The 18,815-nt window shown below is 70.7% G+C and carries 17 protein-coding genes and 1 pseudogene; 7 read left to right on the top strand and 11 right to left on the bottom strand.

All coding sequences use genetic code 11. From position 1 onward, the window contains the following. The first annotated feature begins 19 nt into the window (after window positions 1-19). Together ACFZDC_RS11795 and ACFZDC_RS11790 are read left to right on the top strand one after the other, a co-directional pair. On the top strand, window positions 20-1,276 hold the full coding sequence (locus ACFZDC_RS11795; protein ID WP_391322672.1) for a DUF1266 domain-containing protein: 1,257 nt from the start codon (window positions 20-22) through the stop codon (window positions 1,274-1,276). A gap of 206 nt (window positions 1,277-1,482) precedes the next feature. After that, the gene (locus ACFZDC_RS11790; RefSeq protein WP_391322670.1) at window positions 1,483-2,826 is read left to right on the top strand and encodes a M14 family zinc carboxypeptidase; all 1,344 of its coding nucleotides are present in this window, start codon (window positions 1,483-1,485) and stop codon (window positions 2,824-2,826) included. 3 nt (window positions 2,827-2,829) lie between these two features. Here ACFZDC_RS11790 and ACFZDC_RS11785 read toward each other — a convergent pair whose 3' ends face one another. The 6 genes from ACFZDC_RS11785 to ACFZDC_RS11760 form a co-directional block, all read right to left on the bottom strand. After that, the gene (locus tag ACFZDC_RS11785) at window positions 2,830-3,336 is read right to left on the bottom strand and encodes a hypothetical protein (protein WP_391322668.1); all 507 of its coding nucleotides are present in this window, start codon (window positions 3,334-3,336) and stop codon (window positions 2,830-2,832) included. A gap of 68 nt (window positions 3,337-3,404) precedes the next feature. After that, window positions 3,405-3,647: a hypothetical protein gene (locus tag ACFZDC_RS11780; protein ID WP_391322666.1), complete on the bottom strand. Its 243-nt coding sequence runs from the start codon at window positions 3,645-3,647 to the stop codon at window positions 3,405-3,407. Between the two features lie 13 nt (window positions 3,648-3,660). After that, window positions 3,661-5,136 (bottom strand): gluconate:H+ symporter, encoded by a 1,476-nt coding sequence (locus ACFZDC_RS11775; RefSeq protein ID WP_391322664.1) that lies wholly within the window; start codon window positions 5,134-5,136, stop codon window positions 3,661-3,663. A 108-nt stretch (window positions 5,137-5,244) separates the two neighbouring features. Beyond that, window positions 5,245-5,655: a Rid family hydrolase gene (locus ACFZDC_RS11770; protein ID WP_391322662.1), complete on the bottom strand. Its 411-nt coding sequence runs from the start codon at window positions 5,653-5,655 to the stop codon at window positions 5,245-5,247. Next, a complete protein-coding gene (locus ACFZDC_RS11765) occupies window positions 5,652-6,416 on the bottom strand; it encodes an IclR family transcriptional regulator C-terminal domain-containing protein (RefSeq protein WP_391322660.1) in 765 nt (254 codons plus the stop codon). Before ACFZDC_RS11765 ends, ACFZDC_RS11770 begins: the two co-directional genes overlap by 4 nt. Then, entirely contained in the window at window positions 6,413-7,636 is a 1,224-nt protein-coding gene (locus ACFZDC_RS11760) for a PfkB family carbohydrate kinase (protein ID WP_391322658.1), read from the bottom strand. Before ACFZDC_RS11760 ends, ACFZDC_RS11765 begins: the two co-directional genes overlap by 4 nt. Window positions 7,637-7,774: 138 nt before the next feature. Between ACFZDC_RS11760 and ACFZDC_RS11755 the strand changes: the two genes are divergently transcribed. Continuing rightward, window positions 7,775-9,052 carry an alanine racemase gene (locus ACFZDC_RS11755; RefSeq protein ID WP_391322656.1) on the top strand — a complete coding sequence of 426 codons (1,278 nt, stop codon included), beginning with the start codon at window positions 7,775-7,777 and terminating at the stop codon, window positions 9,050-9,052. A gap of 8 nt (window positions 9,053-9,060) precedes the next feature. Further along, the gene (locus tag ACFZDC_RS11750; RefSeq protein WP_391322654.1) at window positions 9,061-10,671 is read left to right on the top strand and encodes an amidohydrolase family protein; all 1,611 of its coding nucleotides are present in this window, start codon (window positions 9,061-9,063) and stop codon (window positions 10,669-10,671) included. A 15-nt stretch (window positions 10,672-10,686) separates the two neighbouring features. Here ACFZDC_RS11750 and ACFZDC_RS11745 read toward each other — a convergent pair whose 3' ends face one another. Beyond that, complete coding sequence (locus ACFZDC_RS11745; protein ID WP_391322652.1) at window positions 10,687-11,520, bottom strand: trypsin-like peptidase domain-containing protein; 834 nt, start codon at window positions 11,518-11,520, stop codon at window positions 10,687-10,689. A 142-nt stretch (window positions 11,521-11,662) separates the two neighbouring features. After that, window positions 11,663-12,373, bottom strand: coding sequence for a hypothetical protein (locus ACFZDC_RS11740; protein WP_391322651.1), 711 nt, complete (start codon window positions 12,371-12,373; stop codon window positions 11,663-11,665). A 127-nt stretch (window positions 12,374-12,500) separates the two neighbouring features. Between ACFZDC_RS11740 and ACFZDC_RS11735 the strand changes: the two genes are divergently transcribed. The 3 genes from ACFZDC_RS11735 (at window position 12,501) to ACFZDC_RS11725 (ending at window position 15,861) form a co-directional block, all read left to right on the top strand. Then, on the top strand, window positions 12,501-13,712 hold the full coding sequence (locus ACFZDC_RS11735; RefSeq protein WP_391322649.1) for an aminotransferase class I/II-fold pyridoxal phosphate-dependent enzyme: 1,212 nt from the start codon (window positions 12,501-12,503) through the stop codon (window positions 13,710-13,712). Between the two features lie 257 nt (window positions 13,713-13,969). Then, window positions 13,970-14,590: a tetratricopeptide repeat protein gene (locus ACFZDC_RS11730; RefSeq protein ID WP_391322647.1), complete on the top strand. Its 621-nt coding sequence runs from the start codon at window positions 13,970-13,972 to the stop codon at window positions 14,588-14,590. Next, complete coding sequence (locus ACFZDC_RS11725; protein ID WP_391322645.1) at window positions 14,587-15,861, top strand: glycosyltransferase; 1,275 nt, start codon at window positions 14,587-14,589, stop codon at window positions 15,859-15,861. The genes ACFZDC_RS11730 and ACFZDC_RS11725 overlap by 4 nt, the downstream gene beginning before the upstream one ends. A gap of 91 nt (window positions 15,862-15,952) precedes the next feature. Here the strand turns inward: ACFZDC_RS11725 and rfbD are convergent, their stop codons facing one another. The 3 genes and pseudogenes from rfbD to ACFZDC_RS11710 form a co-directional block, all read right to left on the bottom strand. Further along, window positions 15,953-16,870 (bottom strand): dTDP-4-dehydrorhamnose reductase, encoded by a 918-nt coding sequence (rfbD, locus tag ACFZDC_RS11720; RefSeq protein ID WP_391322643.1) that lies wholly within the window; start codon window positions 16,868-16,870, stop codon window positions 15,953-15,955. After that, on the bottom strand, window positions 16,867-17,841 hold the full coding sequence (gene rfbB, locus ACFZDC_RS11715; protein WP_391322641.1) for a dTDP-glucose 4,6-dehydratase: 975 nt from the start codon (window positions 17,839-17,841) through the stop codon (window positions 16,867-16,869). The genes rfbD and rfbB overlap by 4 nt, the downstream gene beginning before the upstream one ends. 215 nt (window positions 17,842-18,056) lie before the next feature. Continuing rightward, a pseudogene (locus ACFZDC_RS11710) lies at window positions 18,057-18,815 on the bottom strand (collagen-like protein); the annotation flags it as partial.

The following is an 18,815-nucleotide window of genomic DNA, read 5'->3' as shown; positions in this document are numbered from 1 at the left end:
AAGTTGAGAAGGGCGAAGCATGTCGTTCGGTCCGCCACCCGCAGGGTTCAGGCCTGAGGCGCTGCCCGCCTGGACTCCGCCGACCGAGATCGAGCGGACCCTCTTCGAGGCGAAGTCGCGGAACGACTGGGCGGCCTACTTCGACACCCTCGCGCGCAGCCTCCTGTACTTCGAGATACGGCGCGACAGGTCGGATGCCGATCCGGACAAGGTCCATCCCGTCTTCGCGCACGATCCTCGGGTTGCCGGTGGTCGCGTGTGGGCGGTGTACACCGAGGGACTGCTGCCCGCCCCGGAGCCGCACCGGGTGTTCGACCGTAAGTCGCTCGGGTGGTTCTCGCGGGGATGGGAGCCCACGGATCCGCCGTGGATCGTGGTCAATCCCGGCAGCCCCTGCGAGGCCTTCCTCCCCTCCGCCCCGCCGTACTCCGGGGCCTGGGCCCAGCACGCCGAGCGGTTGGGCGTGCCCTCGTGCGGTCCGGGGCTGCGCACCCTGCAGGTCGGTGGACCGCTGCAAGGCGCCGTGGCCCACGGCCTGGCCTGCGGTTCTCTGCTCTTCGTGCGCTGTGGGCATCCTTGGAACGCCCTCGCCTACCACGGCCACGGCTACCCCAAGGAGCGCCGGCTGCTCCGGGAGTGGTGGGGCGTCACCAGCCGCGAGGAGTGGCAGGTCCAGCAGCGCGACCTGCTCGACCCGGACGGAGCCAACCCCGTCTGGGAGTTCGCCCTGAACCTTCGTCGCACCATCGCCCGGGACTTCGGCGGCCATGTCGACACCGCCTACTGGCGCGACGCGGTCGCCCTGGTGCTGCGGGCCCGTGCGGGCGGCGAGACCGTCATCACCCCGGACGGGGTCACCACCAGGCCCACCGTGCCGGAGGCGGAGACCGAGGCGCGGATCAAGGGCGTGCAGCATCTCGTCGGGCGTATCACCCGGTACGAGGCGCGCTTCCGGGCCGACGGCATCCTCGACGAGAACCGGTTCGTCACCTCCGTGGACGCCTGGAACTTCGGGCGGGCCTCGGGCATGGCCCGTTGGGGGCTGGGGGCGCGGTACTGCTCGCTGCCGGAGGCCGAGTCCGCCGTCATCGCGGCCGGCCGGGCCGCCGCGCGGTCGTACAAGTCCTGGCAGGACTTCGCCGCCGGGTACATTCTCGGGCGCTGTCTGCACTTCGACGACGAAGAGTTCGGCACCTGGTACACGGACATGGTCGATGTCCACCGGATCCTGATGTCCGACCCCGGGAGTCCCTGGCTCACCGTTCCCTTCCGGTAATCGGCTTTGACGCGTCCTTGACCTGACCATGCCATGCCCGCACCATGAGCGCCAACCCCGCACAGGGGACTCACAGCAAGAAGCGCAGCGACAAGCACCGCATCTCCACACCCGCACCCGCACGTCGCACTGACGCACCCACCGGCTCCCTGCTCCACTCCCCACATCCGGCGACCCCGGACTTCCTGGAGACTCAAGGAGAGTTCATGCGACTTCGTGTTCGCGGCTCCGGCGCGCGCGGCGGCAGGCGTACCGCCGCTCTCGGCGCGCTGCTGGCCCTCGCCCTCGCCGCCCCCGTGTCGGCCACCGCCACGCACGCCACCGCCGACAGCGCCCGGAAGGCCCCCTCGTCCGGCGAGGACATCCGGCAGTACGAGATCCACCAGCGCACCAATCCCGTGACCCGTACGGCCATTCAGGCGTCCGGCGTCACCGTGGACGAGTCCGACGAGGAGACCGTCGTCGTCTCCGGGCGAGCTGATCAGGTACGGAAGCTGCGCCGGCTCGGGTACGACGTGACCGCGCTGGGCTCCGCGCCGCGGCGGTCGGGGACGCGGCTCTACGACTTCCCCACCGCCGACTCGAAGTACCACAACTACGCCGAGATGAACGCCGAGATCGACCAGCGGCTCGCCGCCTACCCGGGCATCATGAGCAAGCGGGTGATCGGGAAGTCGTACCAGGGCCGGGACATCGTCGCCATCAAGGTCAGCGACAACGTCGGTACCGACGAGGACGAGCCGGAGGTGCTGTTCACCTTCCATCAGCATGCTCGCGAGCATCTGACCGTGGAGATGGCGCTGTACCTGCTGCGGGAGCTCGGCGCCGGGTACGGCTCCGACCCGCGGATCACCGGCATCGTCAACAGCCGGGAGATCTGGATCGTTCCGGACCTCAACCCGGACGGCGGCGAGTACGACATCGCCACCGGGTCGTACCGGTCGTGGCGCAAGAACCGGCAGCCGAACTCGGGGTCGTCGTACGTCGGCACCGATCTCAACCGGAACTGGAACTACAAGTGGGGTTGCTGTGGAGGGTCCTCGGGGTCTACCTCGTCCGAGACCTATCGCGGCTCCGCCGCCGAGTCCGCGCCCGAAGTGAAGGTCGTCGCCGACTTCGTGCGCAGCCGGGTCGTCGGGGACAAGCAGCAGATCAAGGCCGGGATCGACTTCCACACCTACAGCGAACTGGTGTTGTGGCCGTTCGGGTACACGTACTCGGACACGGCCACCGGGATGACGGCCGACGATGCCGCCGCCTTCAAGGCCGTGGGGCGGAAGATGGCCGCCAGCAACGGGTACACCCCCGAGCAGTCGAGCGATCTGTACATCACGGACGGGTCGATCGACGACTATCTGTGGGGTACGCAGAAGATCTTCGACTACACCTTCGAGATGTATCCGACGTCCGCCTCCGGGGGTGGGTTCTACCCGCCCGACGAGGTCATCGAGCGGGAGACGTCCCGGAACAAGGACGCGGTGCTGCAGCTCCTGGAGAACGCCGACTGCATGTACCGGGCGATCGGGAAGGCCGCCCAGTACTGCAGCTAGCGGCTAGGCCTCCTCGAAGTAGGCGTCGAGAACCGCGTCCAGCTCCGACTCCCACTCCTTGAAGCGCGCCCTGGCCGCCGCCTCGATCTCGATCGGGTACCAGCGGCGGTCAGGGGTGTGCACCGTGATGGTGAAACGCCTGCCGAAGCGGGGGGACTCCGTCTCCACAGCGGCGATCTCGTCCCAGCGGAACTCGCAGTTCTCCTCGTCCAGGCTGAGACGGACCCCGCGGTGGTCGGCGACGAACCTGGCCCGGCGGTCGGAGGCCTCGAAGACGGGGCCGTCCTCGGAGGACTCCTCCGACGGCTGTTCCGACGCTTGGGGCGCCTCCGGCTCCTCGGCGGGCGCGGTCTCCGGCCGCTGCTCCGCCTCTTCCGTCGGCTTCGCGTCCTCCGGCTCCGGTTCCGCCGCCGGCGCGGTGATCCCGGGGATGAAGGCCGGGTCGAAACCGGCGCCCTTGACGGGCTGGCCCTTCACGGGCTGGCTGCTCGATCCTATGCGCTGGTCCACGGCGGAAGTATGGACGACATTCCTGTGCCGGAACCAGTCAGCCCACCTTTCACTTGGGTTCGCCCAGGTCACTCGTCCATGAAGACGATCCGTCGGGTCCGGCCGCCGTCCCCCGGTACGGGGGTCACCGCCGCCCGGCCCGCCGGTACGCGCGCTCGCGGCCCCAGGCGCGGATCTCCTCGATCTGCTGCGGGCGCCTCCGGGTCGTCCGGGGACAACCGGGCCAACTGGTCGAGTACGGCGTCCCGTTCGGCGGTGAGGTCACCGAGCGGGTCGGCCGGCTGGGCGGGGAGGTCGGAGGAGGAGGTCACGTACCCATACTGCCTACACGAACACGCTCACCACTCCCGCCACCATGAACCCCGCCACCGACAGGACCGACTCCAGCACCGTCCAGGTGCGCAGGGTGTCCCGCTCGCTGATGCCGAAGTACTTGGCCACCATCCAGAAGCCGCCGTCGTTGACGTGGGAGGCGAAGATGGAGCCGGCGGAGATGGCCATGATGACCAGGGCTACGAAGGCCTGGGAGTGGTGGTCCTCCGTCAGCAGGGGCGCCACGATGCCCGCGGTGGTCACGATCGCGACCGTGGCCGAACCCTGGGCGACGCGCAGCACCAGCGAGATCAGGTACGACAGCACGATGACCGGGAGGCCGACGCCGTTGAAGGTGTCGGAGAGGGCCTGCGCGACCCCGCTCGCCTTGAGGACCGCGCCGAAGACCCCGCCCGCGCCGACCACCAGGAGGATGTTGCCGACCGGCTTGAGGGAGGAGGTCGACACCGTTTCCAGCGACGTGCGGGACCAGCCGCGCCGGATGCCGAGCAGGTAGTAGGCGAGCAGCAGGGCGAGGGTGAGGGCGACGAAGGGGCTGCCGAAGAACTCCAGCACCGAACGGCCCCGTGAGGGATCGAGGGCGATCGAGGAGAAGGTGGCGGCGAGGATCAGCACCAGGGGCGTACCGATGATGCCGAGGACCGTGCCGAGCGGCACCGGCTTCTCCTGCGGCTCGATCCCGGCCTGCCGCCGCTCCTCGAGTACGGCGAGCTTGGCCTCCGCGGCCGCCTCGACCATGTCCTGCGGTACGGCGACGAAGATCCGCCTGCCGATCCAGGCGGAGAACGCCCAGGCGGCCAGGACGGCCGGGACGCCGCAGACGATGCCCATGAGGACGACCCAGCCGAGCTGGACGTGCAGCAGTCCGGCGGCGGCGACCGGGCCGGGGTGCGGCGGCAGGAACGCGTGGGTCATGGACAGGCCGGCGAGCAGCGGCAGGCAGTAGAGCAGGATCGACCTGCCGCCGCGCTTGGCGGCCGCGTAGACGATGGGCGCGAGGACGAAGATGCCGACGTCGAAGAAGACCGGGATGCCGAAGACGAGGCCGGTCAGACCCATCGCGAGGGGGGCCCTCCGCTCGCCGAACAGGCCGAGCAGCCGGGCGGCCAGCACCTCCGCTCCGCCGCTGACCTCGAGGATCGCGCCGAGCATCGTGCCGAGCCCGATGATGATCGCGACATGGCCGAGGATGCCGCCCATGCCGGACTCGATGGTGGAGACGGCGTCGGAGCGCTGGACGGTGCCGAAGAGTTCGGTGACCGAGAGGCCGCCGAGGAGGCCGACGGCTATGGAGACGGCGAGGAGGGCGACGAAGGGCTGCAGCCGGACCTTGATGATCAGGAAGAGCAGCAGGGCTATGCCGATGGCGGCGACGGTGAGCAGCCCCGCGGTGCCGTCGAGGAGGAGGAGCAGGCCTCCGGTGTGGGGTGGGGCGGTGGGGGCGGTTGCGGCGAGCGGATGGGACATTCGGGGGTCCTCTTCGTACATGCATGGTGCTTTCGGGCAGGGGGGATCGCGGCGCGGCGCCCGAGGGGGACGCCGCGCCGTGCGGGACGTGCGGGAGGTGAGGTGCCGTCAGCTCAGGACGGCGAGTGCGTCGATCTCGACGAGGAGGCCGGCCGGCAGACCGACGTAGACGGTGGTCCGGGCGGCGGGCGGCTGGGTGAGGCCCTGCTCCTCGAAGTAGGCGTTGTAGATCTCGTTCATCTCCGGGAAGTGGTCCACGTCCGTCAGGTAGACGCGGATCATCATCACGTCGTCCCAGCTCGCGCCGCCCTCTTCGAGGATCGCCTTGACGTTGGCGAGGGTCTGCAGGGTCTGTTCGCGCAGCGTGGGACCGGCCGGCGTCGCGGGCTTGCCCTCTTCGGCGGGCAGGAAGCCGACCTGGCCGGCGACCTGGAGGATGTTGCCCTTCTTCACGCCGTGGGAGAACTTCGCGGGCGGGGTGGTGTGGGTCTTCGGGGTGAGCGCGATCTTGTCGGTCATACGGTGGGGTCCTTCACTGGGGTTCTTCCGGAGTACTCGCCGCTGATCGCGTCCGCGGTACGGCGCACCTGCGGGAGCAGGGTGAGGAGTTCGTCGGCGGTGACGACGACGTTCGGCGCGGACACCGACATCGCGGCGACCACCCGGCCGTCGGCGCCCCGGATGGGGGCCGCGACGCAGTTGATGGACTCCTCGTGGCCGCCGAGGTCGGTGGCCCAGCCCTGTTCGCGCACCTGCTCCAACTCCCGCAGGAACGCGGCGGCGTTGGGGGTGGAACGGGCCGTGTACAGGGGGTAGTCGAGCCTGTCCGCGACGGCGCGGCGCTCGGGTTCGGGCAGGTCGGCCAGGAGGAGCTTGGCGACGGCGGCGACCGTGATGGCGACGGGCTTGCCGATCCGCGAGTACATGCGGACCGGGTAGCGGCTCTCGACCTTGTCGATGTAGAGGACCTCGTTCTCCTCGTAGACGGCGAGGTGCACGGTGTGGCCGCATCGCTCGTTGAGGTGGACGAGGTGGGGGTGGGCGATCTCGCGGATGTCGAGGTTCTCCATCGCCTCCTGGGCGAGGGCGAAGAGGCGGGCGCCGAGGCGGTAGCGCTGGTCGGACTGGCGGTAGACCAGGCCGTGCTCGTGCAGGGTGCGCAGGAGGCGCAGGGCCGTGGACTTGTGGACGCCGAGGCGGTCGGCGACCTGGCCGAGGTCGGCGGGGCCCTCGGCGAGCAGCGGCAGGATGCTCAGGGCGCGGTCGACGGTCTGACTCATGGGGTGTTCGCCTCCTCCGGGGCCCGATCGGCTTGCGTCCAGCCGGGGCCGAGTCGAAGTCTCCCCCATGCCTCGTCGTCCAGGGCCGCCAGCCGGTCGGAGTGGCTCCGGGAGGCAGGGGTGGCGAGGTCGCCGGGGACGGTGAGGGCGGCTGCCGCCATGAGGTGGCCGTGGCGCAGGCGGTCGCGCAGGGGGAGGTCGCGCAGGGTGGCCGAGAGGAAGCCCGCGGCGAAGGCGTCGCCGGCGCCGACCGTTGCCACGACGTCGACCTCGGGCGCGGGGACGAACATGGTCGGCCGTGCGGTGGCCGGTGTCGGTGTGGGCCGGGGGCCGGTCGCGCGGCCCGGCGCTCGCGGGGTGCCGCCCGCGCCCGCCCTTCGCCACACTCGGCTGCGCTCGCGCCGGGGCACCACCCTCGCCCCGGAGGCAGGACTGCCCGCGGCCGGGCGGGGGGGCTGAGCACCGTCGACATCCTCGCGTTCGAAAACGGTTGCGCCTCCGGCCCCCTGCTTGACCACCAGCACGCGCGGCTCGGGCAGCGCTGTCCGTATCGCCTCGGGTCCACCGCTGATCCGCCACGCCTGCTCGGCCTCGTCCTCGCCGACGAACACCAGGTCCGCATGCCGGGCGAGGTCGAGCAGCACCCGGGCCCCGGCCGGGTCGGGCCACAGCCCGGGGCGGTGATTGACGTCGAAGGAGACCAGGGGCCGGCGGGGAGCGGGCGCGGTAAGCGTGCGCAGCAGCTCCAGGCATGCATCGGAGAGCGCGGCCGTGATTCCGGACAGGTGCAGGATGCGGCCGGCACGCACTGCGGCCAGGTCCACGTTCCCGGTACTCATCCCGGAGGCCGCCGAGCCCGCCCGGTAGTACGCCACCTCGTGCTCATCGGTCGCCCGGTCCCCCGCCGTGCGGAAGTACACCCCGGTCGGGCGGGCCGCATCGCGTCGTACGTGAGAGACGTCGACGCCGTACGACCCGACCGTCTCCACCAGGTGGTCCCCGAAGCCGTCCGCCCCCACCCGGCTGACCCACCGTGCCGAATGTCCGGCGGCAGCGAGGACGCAGGCCACGTTGGACTCCGCTCCCCCGATGCCCCGCTCGAAGGTGGGCACGTCGGCGAGGGGGCCCGGCCGGGTGGGCAGGAAGGTGACCATGGACTCGCCGAGCGCGACGACGTCCACGACGTCGGGGGCGGCGCTGGGGTGGCCGTCGGCGGTCACGATGGTGGAGGCTCCTCGTCGGTCCTGGGGTCGGCGGCGGCTTCGTTGACCCGGTGTTGGCCGAGATGTTAGACAGCAGTTAGCGACATACGCAATGCACGTTGCATATAACGCAACACGGCAGATCAGGAGGCTGAGATGGCCCGTGACACCGGCACCGAAGCGCTCGCCCACCTCGCCGAGGAACGGGTCGACCACCGCTTCAAGGGCCTTCCGCCGGACGCCATGGGCCTGACCGTCGCCGAGCTGGCCGGCCAGCGCCGCAACCTCTTCACCGACGGTTTCACCACCCCCGTCCTCGCCCTGTCCGCCGAGCGCCTGGCGCACAACCTGGCGCTGATGGAGACGTACACCGTCCGGCACGGCCTCGCCTTCGCCCCGCACGGCAAGACCTCCATGGCCCCGCAGCTCTTCCACCGCCAGCTCGAGCACGGCGCCTGGGGCATCACACTCGCGGTGCCGCACCAGGTGTGGGTGGCCCGGGCGTTCGGGATCGAGCGGATCTTCCTGGCCAACGAACTCGTGGACCCGGCCGCCCTGCGCCGCGTCGCCGCCGACCTGGCGGCCGACCCCGGCTTCCGTTTCGTCTGTTACGTCGACTCCGTGCGCGGGGTCGAGCTGATGGACGCGGCGCTGCGCGGCGCCGCCCGCCCGGTGGACGTCGTGGTGGAGCTGGCCGCGGGCGAGGGTGCCCGCACCGGCGTGCGCACGGAGGCGGAGTGCGCGGCCGTCGCCGACGCCGTGGCCGCCGTACCGACGCTGCGGCTGGTCGGGGTCGCCGGCTACGAGGGCGAGGTGCCGCAGGCCGACCCGGAGCGGGTGACGGCCTATCTGCGGCGGCTGACGGCACTGGCCGCCGACTTCGACAAGGGCGGACGGTTCGCGGGGGCGGACGAGATCGTGGTGAGCGCGGGCGGCAGCGCCTGGTTCGACGCGGTGGCCGACGCCTTCGCGGAGATTCCCGAACTCTCGCTGCCGGTCCTGCAGCTGCTGCGCTCGGGCGCGTACGTCTCGCACGACGACGGTCACTACCGCAGGCTCACCCCCTTCGCCCGGGTCCCCGAGGAGGGGGCTCTGGAGCCCGCCTTCCGGCTGTGGGCCCAGGTCGTCTCCCGCCCCTCCCCCGAGCAGGCCTTCGCCAACGCGGGCAAGCGCGACGCGGCCTACGACCTCGACCTCCCCGACGCCCAGGTGGTGCGCCGGGACGGCACCGAGCGCCCGGCCACCGGTGTGACGGTGACCGGCCTGTCCGACCAGCACGCCTGGCTGCGCACGACGGCGGAGGCGGAGCTGGAGGTGGGCGACTGGATCGGGTTCGGCCTGTCCCACCCGTGCACGTCCTTCGACAAGTGGCAGCTGATCCCGGTGGCCGAGGCGGACGGGACGGTCGTCGACTACATCCGTACGTTCTTCTAGGGAGTGCCATGGAGGGCCTGGTCATCCGGGACGCGGACGTCGTCGACGGCAGCGGCGCGGACTCCTACCGCGCCGATGTGGTGGTCGACGGCGGCCGGATCGTCTCCATCGTCAAGGAGGCAGCGGCGGCGGGCTGTCAGCGGCCCCGTGCGCGGCGGGAGCTGGACGCGGAGGGGCTCGTCCTCTCCCCCGGCTTCATCGACATGCACGCCCACTCCGACCTCGCCCTGCTGCGCGACCCGGACCACAGCGCGAAGGCCGCGCAGGGGGTCACGCTCGAGGTCCTCGGCCAGGACGGCCTGTCGTACGCGCCGGTCGACGACCGCACGCTGGAGGAGGTCCGCCGGGCGATCACCGGCTGGAACGGGTACGGCGACGACATCGACATCGACTGGCGGTCGGTGGGCGAGTACCTGGACCGGCTGGACCGCGGGATCGCCGTGAACGCCGCCTACCTCGTCCCGCAGGGCACGGTCCGCGCGCTCGCCGTCGGCTGGGAGGACCGCGAGGCGACCCCCGAGGAGCTCGACCGGATGCGGCGACTGGTCGCGGAGGGCCTGGAGCAGGGCGCGGTCGGCCTGTCCTCCGGGCTCACCTACACGCCCGGCGTGTACGCCAAGGACGCGGAGCTCACCGAACTCTGCCGGGTGGTGGCCGAGTACGGCGGCTACTACTGCCCGCACCACCGCTCCTACGGCGCCGGTGCCCTGGAGGCCTACGCCGAGATGGTGGCGCTGACCCGGGAGGCGGGCTGCCCGCTGCACCTGGCGCACGCGACGATGAACTTCGGGGTGAACAAGGGCCGGGCGCCCGAGCTCCTGGCCCTGCTCGACGAGGCGCTGGACCTGGGCGCGGACATCACGCTGGACACCTATCCCTACACCCCCGGCTGCACCACCCTGGCCGCGCTGCTGCCGAGCTGGGCGAGCGAGGGCGGCCCGGAGGAGGTCCTGGCCCGGCTCACCGACCCGGCGACGGCCGAGCGGATCCGGCACGATCTGGAGGTGACCGGTTCGGACGGCTGCCACGGCGTGCCCGTGGAGTGGGAGACGATCGAGATCTCCGGCGTGACCGCCCCGGCCCTGGCGGACCATGTCGGCCGCAGCGTCCGGGAGTCGGCGGAGCTGCGCGGCGAGAGTTGCTGGACGACCGCCCGCCGGCTGCTGGTCGAGGACCGGCTCGGTACGACGATCCTGCAGCACGTCGGTCACGAGGAGAACGTCCGCGCGATCATGCGGCACCGCGCCCACACGGGCGGCTCGGACGGCATCCTGCGGGGCGCCAAGCCGCACCCCCGGGCCTATGGCACCTTTCCCCGCTATCTCGGCCATTACGTGCGGGAGCTCGGCGTGCTGACGCTGGAGCAGTGCGTGGCGCACCTCACCGGGCGCCCCGCGGCCCGGCTGCGGCTGCCGGACCGCGGACTGGTGCGCGAGGGCCACCGGGCCGACCTGGTGCTCTTCGACCCGGCGACGGTGGGGCCCGGCGCCACCTTCGCCGCGCCCCGCACGCTCCCGACCGGGATTCCGTACGTCCTGATCGACGGCCGTTTCGTCATCGAGGACGGCCGCCGGACGGACGTACTGGCGGGCCGGGCGGTCCGCCGGACACCGGTGTGACCGCCCGGCCCGGTACTACGGCTTGGGCAGGGTGCAGCCGGCCGCGCTCAGGTTCAGCTTGTTGCCGGTCGTGAAGCAGGCCGGGATCAGGTAGGTCTCCTCGGCGTAGTTGATGCCCTGGCGGACGGTCACGGTCCCGTTGGCGTCGACCTCGCAGGGGTTGTTCTCGGTGCAGCGCTCGCCGTCCTCGTTGCCCGTGTTGTTGACGGCGACCACCTTGCCGGTGGCGGTGTCGATCACGGGCGATCCCGAGGTGCCGCCGATGGTGTTGCAGGCGGAGGTGTAGCGGACCGAGTCCTTCCAGGTCCAGTCGCCCTCCTTCAGGCGGTACACGAAGCCGTCGATGTCGCAGCTGTAGATGCGCTTCCAGTAGCCGGAGACGACCTTGATGGCACTGCCGGCCGTCGGGTGCGTGTCCTGCACGGTGAGCGGGCTGATGCCGTACGAGCTCTTGATCGCCGCGTACGTGGTGGTGGTGCGGTAGATCGTGACGTCCGTGTCCGTCATGGTCGAGTAGACGACCTGGTTGGCGCGGAGCGTGCCGACCCGGCTGCCCGAGGAGTTCAGCAGGCCGAAGCTGCGGCTGGAGGACTGGCCGGTGATGACCTCGCCCGGAGCCGGGAAGCCGGTCTCCAGGCAGTGACCGTTGGTCAGCACGAGCGCCGGGTCGCTGTCCGCGGAGTTCGGGAAGCGGATGACCGAGCCGGAGCAGTTGCTGAGCGAGACGGTCCCGGCGAAGTTGACGGTCACCGCCTTGACCGCCTTGGCCTGCGGCGCGGCGACCGCGGGTGCCGCACCGACCCCGGCGATCGCCAGGGCGGAGAGTGCGGCCAGGAGAGGCTTGTTCATGTGGGGGTCCCCTCTGCAGACGCAAGCGACCGGAGATCTTCCGGTCGCCCGTTGTCTTGTCATGAGCATTCTCACGAGAGGGGCATGGGTGGGCAAGCAGTTGTATGCGAACGGTTTTCCCGACGGAACGTCAACTCATGGGTCAGCGGGGCTTCTTGGTGGCACCTCGGCCATGTCCCCGGCTGGGACCACCCGGGGGCGGAGCGGTCGCCGACGCACTCGTGACTGTCGGCTCGGGGTCGGCTGACGTCGAGGCCTCCGGCGAGGTGGCCCCGCTCGTCGGCTCACCGGCCGACGCGGTCGCCGACCCGGCCGTCACGGTTGCCGCACCGGTAGCCGAGGTGGCCGTGCGCACGGGAGCGCGGGACGACGCGGACGCCCTGCCGGGGGCGCCGGCGGCGGCCGTGGCGGTCGGCGAGGCGGTGTCCGGCCGCGCGGACGCGGAGCCGGGGGAGACACGGCCCCCGCTCGCCGGGTGCTGCCGTCCGGCCGGGGAACCCGAGCCCGCCAGCGCGGCGATCACCGCGACGCCACCGGCGGCACCGAGGGCCCCGGCGACGACCGCCACCCGCCGGCGCCCGCCCCGCTTCCGCCGGCGCCTGAGATCGGCCCTGCCACGCCCCTCGACGGGATCACGCGGCTCGGGCAGCACGGGGAGCGCCGGCACCGACGGCAGCTCGCGGGTCTCGTCGTAGGCGTTCTGCCAGCCGTGGGCCGCTGCGGGATCGGCGTACTCGTCGAACGACGGGGCCGGGACGGCCTGCGGGTGGTACACGTTCGGCAGGATCCCCGGCTCGCCACCCGCTCCGTGCGCTCCGTGCGCCCCCGCCCCTTGGTCGCGTTCGGTGGACATGGGCGGGAATTGTTAGAGACGCAAGTGACTGCTGAGACAGCTACCGGCGATAACGACGCAAATCTCCGTGTCTCACGTGGCGGATAACACGACCCATGAGGCGTTACCGGGCCGTAAGCTCACGGGCATGCAGGTGATCCAGTCGACCAAGCTCGCCAACGTCTGTTACGAGATCCGGGGTCCGGTGCTCGAGGAGGCGATGCGGCTTGAGGCGGCCGGTCACCGCATCCTGAAGCTGAACACCGGAAACCCCGCCGCCTTCGGCTTCGAGTGCCCTCCGGAGATCCTGGAGGACATCCTCCGCAACGTCTCCTCCGCGCACGGTTACGGTGACGCCAAGGGCCTGCTGGCCGCCCGCCGCGCGGTCGTCATGCACAACCAGACCATCGGCATCGAGACGGACGTCGAGCACGTCTTCATCGGCAACGGCGTGTCCGAGCTGATCGTGATGGCGATGCAGGGGCTGCTGGACGACGGCGACGAGGTGCTCGTACCGGCCCCGGACTACCCGCTGTGGACCGCCGCCGTCTCCCTCTCCGGCGGCACCGCCGTCCACTACCGCTGCGACGAGCAGTCCGACTGGATGCCCGACCTCGCCGACGTCGAACGCAAGGTGACCGACCGCACCAAGGCGATCGTCATCATCAATCCGAACAACCCCACCGGCGCGGTCTACGACGAGGCGATGCTGAAGGGCCTGACCGACATCGCCCGCCGTCACAACCTGCTGGTCTGCTCCGACGAGATCTACGACAAGATCCTCTACGACGGTGCCGCGCACACCCCGACCGCGAAGATCGCCCCCGACCTGCTGACCCTCACCTTCAACGGCATGTCCAAGGCCTACCGGGTGGCGGGCTACCGCGTCGGCTGGATGTCGATCTCCGGGCCGCGCGCCCACGCCGACTCCTACATCGAGGGCCTGACGATCCTGGCGAACATGCGCCTGTGCGCCAACATGCCGGGCCAGCACGGAGTCGTCGCCGCGCTCAGCGGACGCCAGTCGATCAACGACCTGGTGCTGCCGGGCGGCCGGCTGAAGGAGCAGATGGACGTCGCCTACGAGCTGCTCACCCAAATCCCGGGCGTCAGCTGCGTACGACCCAGGGGCGCGCTGTATCTCTTCCCGCGTCTCGACCCCAAGGTCTTCAAGATCAAGGACGATCGGCAGATGGTGCTGGACCTGCTGCGCCAGGAGAAGATCATGGTCGTCCAGGGCACCGGCTTCAACTGGCCCGAGCCCGACCACTTCCGGGTGGTGACGCTGCCGAGCGCGGGCGACCTCAGGGACGCGGTGACCCGGATCGGGAGCTTCCTGGACGGCTACGGCCAGACCTGAGCACCACCGCCGGCGGGTGAATTGATGAGCAGCCCCGCAGAATTGCCGAGACGGGGGGCTCAATAACCGGTGAGAACTCGGGGTTGAGGAATCGACTCCGGCCGGAAAAACATTTCCCTTGCGTACATTCGAGTGGTTCACAGCTCCAAGTACCTGCCGAATGGCCGTGTCACCGCAGCGGGCTCGTAACGTCGGCCTGGATGAGGGTGAGATCAGCCCCATCCAACCGTCCCTCCCCAGCCGCGAAATGTGACAAAGTGAAACGTAGGAAATTGTGGGCAGGACTGGCCGGAACCGCAGCGCTTGCCACCGGGGTGACCGTCTGGGTGATGCTGGCCCACCCGGCCGCGTCCCCGGTGGCCAGTAACACGTCGGCGACCCCCAAACCCCAACAGGTGGCCACGCTTTTGCGGGCCGCCAATCTGCAGGCGCAGTACCACGATTTCGCCGGGGCCACCCGAACCTTCCGACAGGTGCTGGCAATTGAGCCGCGCAACAAGGTCGCCTGGTACGACCTGGGGGTTGTCGCACACCAGCAGGGCAAGACCGCCGACGCGCTCAAGGCTTACGACAAGGCGCTGCAGATCGACCACAAGTACGCCTCGGCCCTCTACAACGAGGCGGTCCTGCTGAAGCCGAGCGACCCCGACCGGGCCGCCGAACTCCTGAAGCGTGCCATCACCGCCACCCCCAAGGCCGCCACGGCACATCTCCAGCTCGGCCTCATCCTGGCGAGCAAGGACCGTGACGACGAGGCCGAGGACGAGTTCCGCCGTGCCGTCGCGGCCGATCCCTCGCTGCACTCCCAGGTGCCGGAGCCCTACCGGGACGACGTAAGCCCCTCACCGACATCGAGCCAGGCAGGTGCCACAAAATGACGTCGACTGCAACACCCAGGTTCTCCGTCTTCACCCCCAGCCACCAGCCCCGCTTCCTCGACGAGTGCCTCAAGTCCCTGCAGGCGCAGACCTTTGCGGACTGGGAGTGGGTCGTGCTGCTCAACAGCGGCGCCCGGTGGCGGCCGGAGCGGCACGACGACCGGGTCAGGGTGGAGATCGCGGACAACATCCGCGGCGTCGGGGCGGCCAAACGCAGGGCCTGCGAACTGGCACGCGGCGAGATCCTCGTCGAACTCGACCACGACGACCTCCTGGCGAAGGGGTGCCTGGCGGAGCTGGCCAAGGCGTTCGACGCGCATCCCGAGGTCGTCTTCGCCTACAGCAACACCGCACAGATCACCGAGGACGGCAAGCGGGACGACACCCGCTTCAACGAGGCACACGGCTGGAAGTACGAGGACGTGCGCGTCGACGGCCGCAAGCTGCTCCAGGCGCTCTCCATGGAGCCGACGCCCCACAACGTCTCCTACATCTGGTACGCGCCGAACCACGTCCGGGCCTTCCGCAAGGAGAGCTACGAGAAGGTCGGCGGGTACGACGCCACGCGCACGGTGCTGGACGACCAGGACCTGATGTGCCGGCTGTTCCACCTGGGCGACTTCCACCACATTCCCCGCTGTCTGTACCTGCAGCGGATGCACCCCGCGAACACCCAGCGCGACCCGCAGATCAACGCGCACATCCAGCGCGAGACGGTCGCCCTGTACGACAAGTACATCGAGGCCAACGCCCTCGCCTGGACGCACCGGCGCGGACTGCTCGCGCTGGACCTGGGCGCGGCCCACCGGAAGCCGCCGGGCTATCTGGGCGTGGACCAGTACCCGGGAGACAGCGTCGACATCGTCGCGACCCTGCCCGACAAGCTGGACCTGCCCGACAACTCCGTCGGCCTGATGCGGGCGGTGGACTTCCTGGAGCACGTGCCCGCGAAGGTGCCGCTGATCAACGAACTGTACCGGCTGCTGGCCCCGGGCGGCATGCTCCTGACCATGACGCCCAGCTCCGACGGCCGCGGCGCGTACCAGGACCCGACCCACGTCGCCTTCTACAACGAGAACTCGTTCTGGTACTACACGGACGACCAGTACCGGACGTTCGTGCCCGAGATCCAGGCCAAGTTCCAGTCGTCGCGGCTGGTCACCTACTTCCCCACCGAGTGGCACTCCCAGAACAACATCTCCTACGTCGTCGCCAACCTCATCGCGATGAAGGAGGGCGCCGAGCGGTGCGGAGGTCCGCTGCTGGTCTAGGGCCCGTACGCCACGGAGGCGCCCTGCGGACCGTCAGGTCCCGCAGGGCGCCTCGGCGTTCGGGCCCGTGCCGGCGCCGGCCGTACCCCGGTCAAACCCGCAGACGTGCGCTGTTCGTGCGCGCCACGGCGGCCAGGGCGGCGAAGGGAGGCTCGGCGAGGGCCGCGGTCAGTTGGTCGTCCCAGCGCGGCAGCGGTACGAGTCCGCAGCGCGCCCAGTTGTCGTGGCCGAGGACACCGAACGCCGGGCGGGCGGCGGGGCGCGGGAACTTCTCCGCGCCCACCGGGCGGATCCGCTCCGGATCGAGGCCGGCGAGGCGGAAGGTCTCCCGCGCCAGTCCGTACCATGTGGTCCGGCCGGCTGCCGTGCCGTGGTAGACGCCCGCGGGTGCCCGCCCGGCCAGGGCCGCACGGCCGAGAGCGGTCAGCTGCCGGGCGAGCACACGGGACCAGGTGGGCTGGCCGTGCTGGTCGGCCACTACGTCCAACGTCTCGCGCCGGGCGGCGAGTTCGAGCATGGTCGCCACGAAGTTGCGGCCGTGCGCGCCGTAGAGCCAGGCGGTGCGCACGATGTAGCCGGTGTGCGGCAGCAGTTCGGCGACGGCCCGCTCCCCCGCCAGTTTGCTGCGCCCGTACGCGTTGACGGGCCCCGTCGGGGCGTCCTCGGGATAGGGTCGGCGGTTGTCGCCGGGGAACACGTAGTCGGTGGAGACGTGCAGTAGCAGCGCGCCGCTGTCCGCGCAGGCTCGTGCCAGGTGGCCGACGCCTGCGCCGTTCACGGCAGTGGCCGCCGCCTCCGACCGCTCGGCGCCGTCGACATCCGTCCAGGCGGCGCAGTTGACGACCACACGGCGGCCCTCGACGGCTTCTCGCACGGCGGTCGGATCGGTGATGTCCAGCTGGTCCCGGGCCAGTGCGGTCGCCACGACGTCCGGGGCGGTGGCGAGTTCGGCCAGCACCGCCTGCCCCAGGAGCCCGCGAGCACCGGTCACCAGCCATTCGGTGCTCATCGCAGCGTGGCCCTCTCCTTGAGCGGCTCCCACCACGACCGGTGTGCGCGATACCAGGCGACGGTGCCGGCCAGGCCCTCGGCGAAGTCGACCTGCGGGGCGTAACCGAGTTGTTCGCGGATCTTGCCGTCGTCCAGCGAGTAGCGCAGGTCGTGGCCCTTGCGGTCGGCCACGCGCTCGACCCGGTCCCAGTCCGCGCCGACCGCGTCCAGCAACAGGCCGGTGAGCTTGTGGTTGCTGAGCTCGGTCCCGCCGCCGATGTGGTAGACCTCCCCGGCCGTGCCACCGTGCAGCACCAGGTCGATGCCCCGGCAGTGGTCGGAGACATGCAGCCAGTCCCGGATGTTCCGGCCGTCCCCGTACAGGGGGACCGTCTTCCCGTCGAGCAGGTTGGTGATGAAGAGCGGGATGACCTTCTCGGGGAACTGGTACGGCCCGTAGTTGTTGGTGCACCGGGTGATCACCACATCCAGGCCATGAGTGCGGTGGTAGGAGAGCGCCAGCAGGTCGGATCCGGCCTTCGAGGCGGAATAAGGGGAGTTGGGCGCGAGCGGCCATGCCTCGGTCCACGAGCCTTCGCGGATCGAGCCGTACACCTCGTCGGTGGACACCTGGAGGAAGCGGCCGACGCGGTGGCGGTGGGCCGCGTCCAGGAGCACCTGGGTCCCCAGCACATTCGTACGGACGAAGGGGCCGGCGCCGTCGATCGACCGGTCCACGTGCGACTCGGCGGCGAAATGAACCACCGCGTCCTGGCCCGCCATCACCTGATCGACTACGTCGGGGTCACCAATGTCGCCCTGGACGAAGGAGTAACCGGGGTGTTCCGACACCGGCGCGAGATTGGCCTCGACCCCGGAATAGGTCAGTTTGTCGACAACGGTGATCCGTGCCGTCGGGTCGGATTTCAGCCGCCGGCGGACGTATTCCGAACCGATGAATCCGGCACCGCCGGTCACAAGGATACGCATGATTCTCCGATTTTATTATCGCCCGCGTTCGGACCCGGGGTTTTCCCGGCCGCCGGAACCTGCCCCCACGCTACTCAAGGCCGCGGCACGTTCCCGGCAAGCCGAACCGATTCCCGGCAGATGTCGTCGCATTCCGCTGGGCGGGCCGAACGTGGGCGGTGCCCCGAGGCCGAGGCCTCGGGGCACCGTCGCTCATGGCGCGGCCGGATATCCGGTCACGGGCTGCAGATCACGAAGGCCGTGAGGACAGTGCCGTCGTTGCTGGTCGCCTGCCATCCCGTGGTGCCGATCGGCTCGTTCTCGCTCGCGGCGGAGCCGGCAGCGGCCTGGTACCCGCCACCCAGTGCCGACTGGCCCGCGGGGCAGGTGGCCGTCGACGTGACTCCCGGGGCCCCGGTCACGACGGTGGTGGCGACCGCACCCTGCGCACCCTGGGTGCCCTGCGGACCGACTGCACCCTGTGCACCGACGGCACCCTGAGCCCCGGTGGCACCCTGGGCCCCCGTAGCACCCTGGGCCCCGACGGCACCCTGGAAGCCCTGCGGACCCAGCGCACCCTGCGGACCCTGCACACCGGTGAGGCCGGTGGCGCCGGTGGCGCCCTGCGAACCCTGCGGACCGGTGGCACCCGTGAGGCCGGTCGACCCCGTGGCGCCCTGTGCGCCCGTCGGACCCGTGGCCCCGGTCGCACCGTTGGCGCCCTGCGGGCCCGCCGGACCGGTGGCACCAGTCAGGCCGGTCGACCCCGTGGCGCCCTGCGGGCCCACCGGACCGGTGGCACCCGTGGCACCCGTGGCACCCGTGTTGCCCTGGAAGCCCTGCGGACCCTGCACACCGAGATCACCCTGGAAGCCCTGCGGACCCTGCACACCCAGGTCACCCTGGAAGCCCTGCGGACCCTGCACACCGAGATCACCCTGGAAGCCCTGCGGACCCTGCACACCCAGGTCACCCTGGAAGCCCTGCGGACCCTG

Source organism: Streptomyces sp. NPDC007905 (genome assembly GCF_042959345.1).
In the GTDB taxonomy this organism is placed as follows: Bacteria; Actinomycetota; Actinomycetes; order Streptomycetales; family Streptomycetaceae; genus Streptomyces.
The sequence above is the reverse complement of the archived record's forward strand: the minus strand, read 5'-3'. Positions and strand labels throughout refer to the sequence as shown.

Coding starts and splice junctions, on each gene's coding strand:
- rfbD (WP_391322643.1), bottom strand. CDS start 16,870: ATGAGCACCGAATGGCTGGTGACCGGTGCTCGCGGGCTCCTGGGGCAG.
- ACFZDC_RS11795 (WP_391322672.1), top strand. CDS start 20: ATGTCGTTCGGTCCGCCACCCGCAGGGTTCAGGCCTGAGGCGCTGCCC.
- rfbB (WP_391322641.1), bottom strand. CDS start 17,841: ATGCGTATCCTTGTGACCGGCGGTGCCGGATTCATCGGTTCGGAATAC.
- ACFZDC_RS11755 (WP_391322656.1), top strand. CDS start 7,775: ATGGCCCGTGACACCGGCACCGAAGCGCTCGCCCACCTCGCCGAGGAA.
- ACFZDC_RS11770 (WP_391322662.1), bottom strand. CDS start 5,655: ATGACCGACAAGATCGCGCTCACCCCGAAGACCCACACCACCCCGCCC.
- ACFZDC_RS11735 (WP_391322649.1), top strand. CDS start 12,501: ATGCAGGTGATCCAGTCGACCAAGCTCGCCAACGTCTGTTACGAGATC.
- ACFZDC_RS11775 (WP_391322664.1), bottom strand. CDS start 5,136: ATGTCCCATCCGCTCGCCGCAACCGCCCCCACCGCCCCACCCCACACC.
- ACFZDC_RS11740 (WP_391322651.1), bottom strand. CDS start 12,373: ATGTCCACCGAACGCGACCAAGGGGCGGGGGCGCACGGAGCGCACGGA.
- ACFZDC_RS11765 (WP_391322660.1), bottom strand. CDS start 6,416: ATGAGTCAGACCGTCGACCGCGCCCTGAGCATCCTGCCGCTGCTCGCC.
- ACFZDC_RS11790 (WP_391322670.1), top strand. CDS start 1,483: ATGCGACTTCGTGTTCGCGGCTCCGGCGCGCGCGGCGGCAGGCGTACC.
- ACFZDC_RS11745 (WP_391322652.1), bottom strand. CDS start 11,520: ATGAACAAGCCTCTCCTGGCCGCACTCTCCGCCCTGGCGATCGCCGGG.
- ACFZDC_RS11725 (WP_391322645.1), top strand. CDS start 14,587: ATGACGTCGACTGCAACACCCAGGTTCTCCGTCTTCACCCCCAGCCAC.
- ACFZDC_RS11750 (WP_391322654.1), top strand. CDS start 9,061: ATGGAGGGCCTGGTCATCCGGGACGCGGACGTCGTCGACGGCAGCGGC.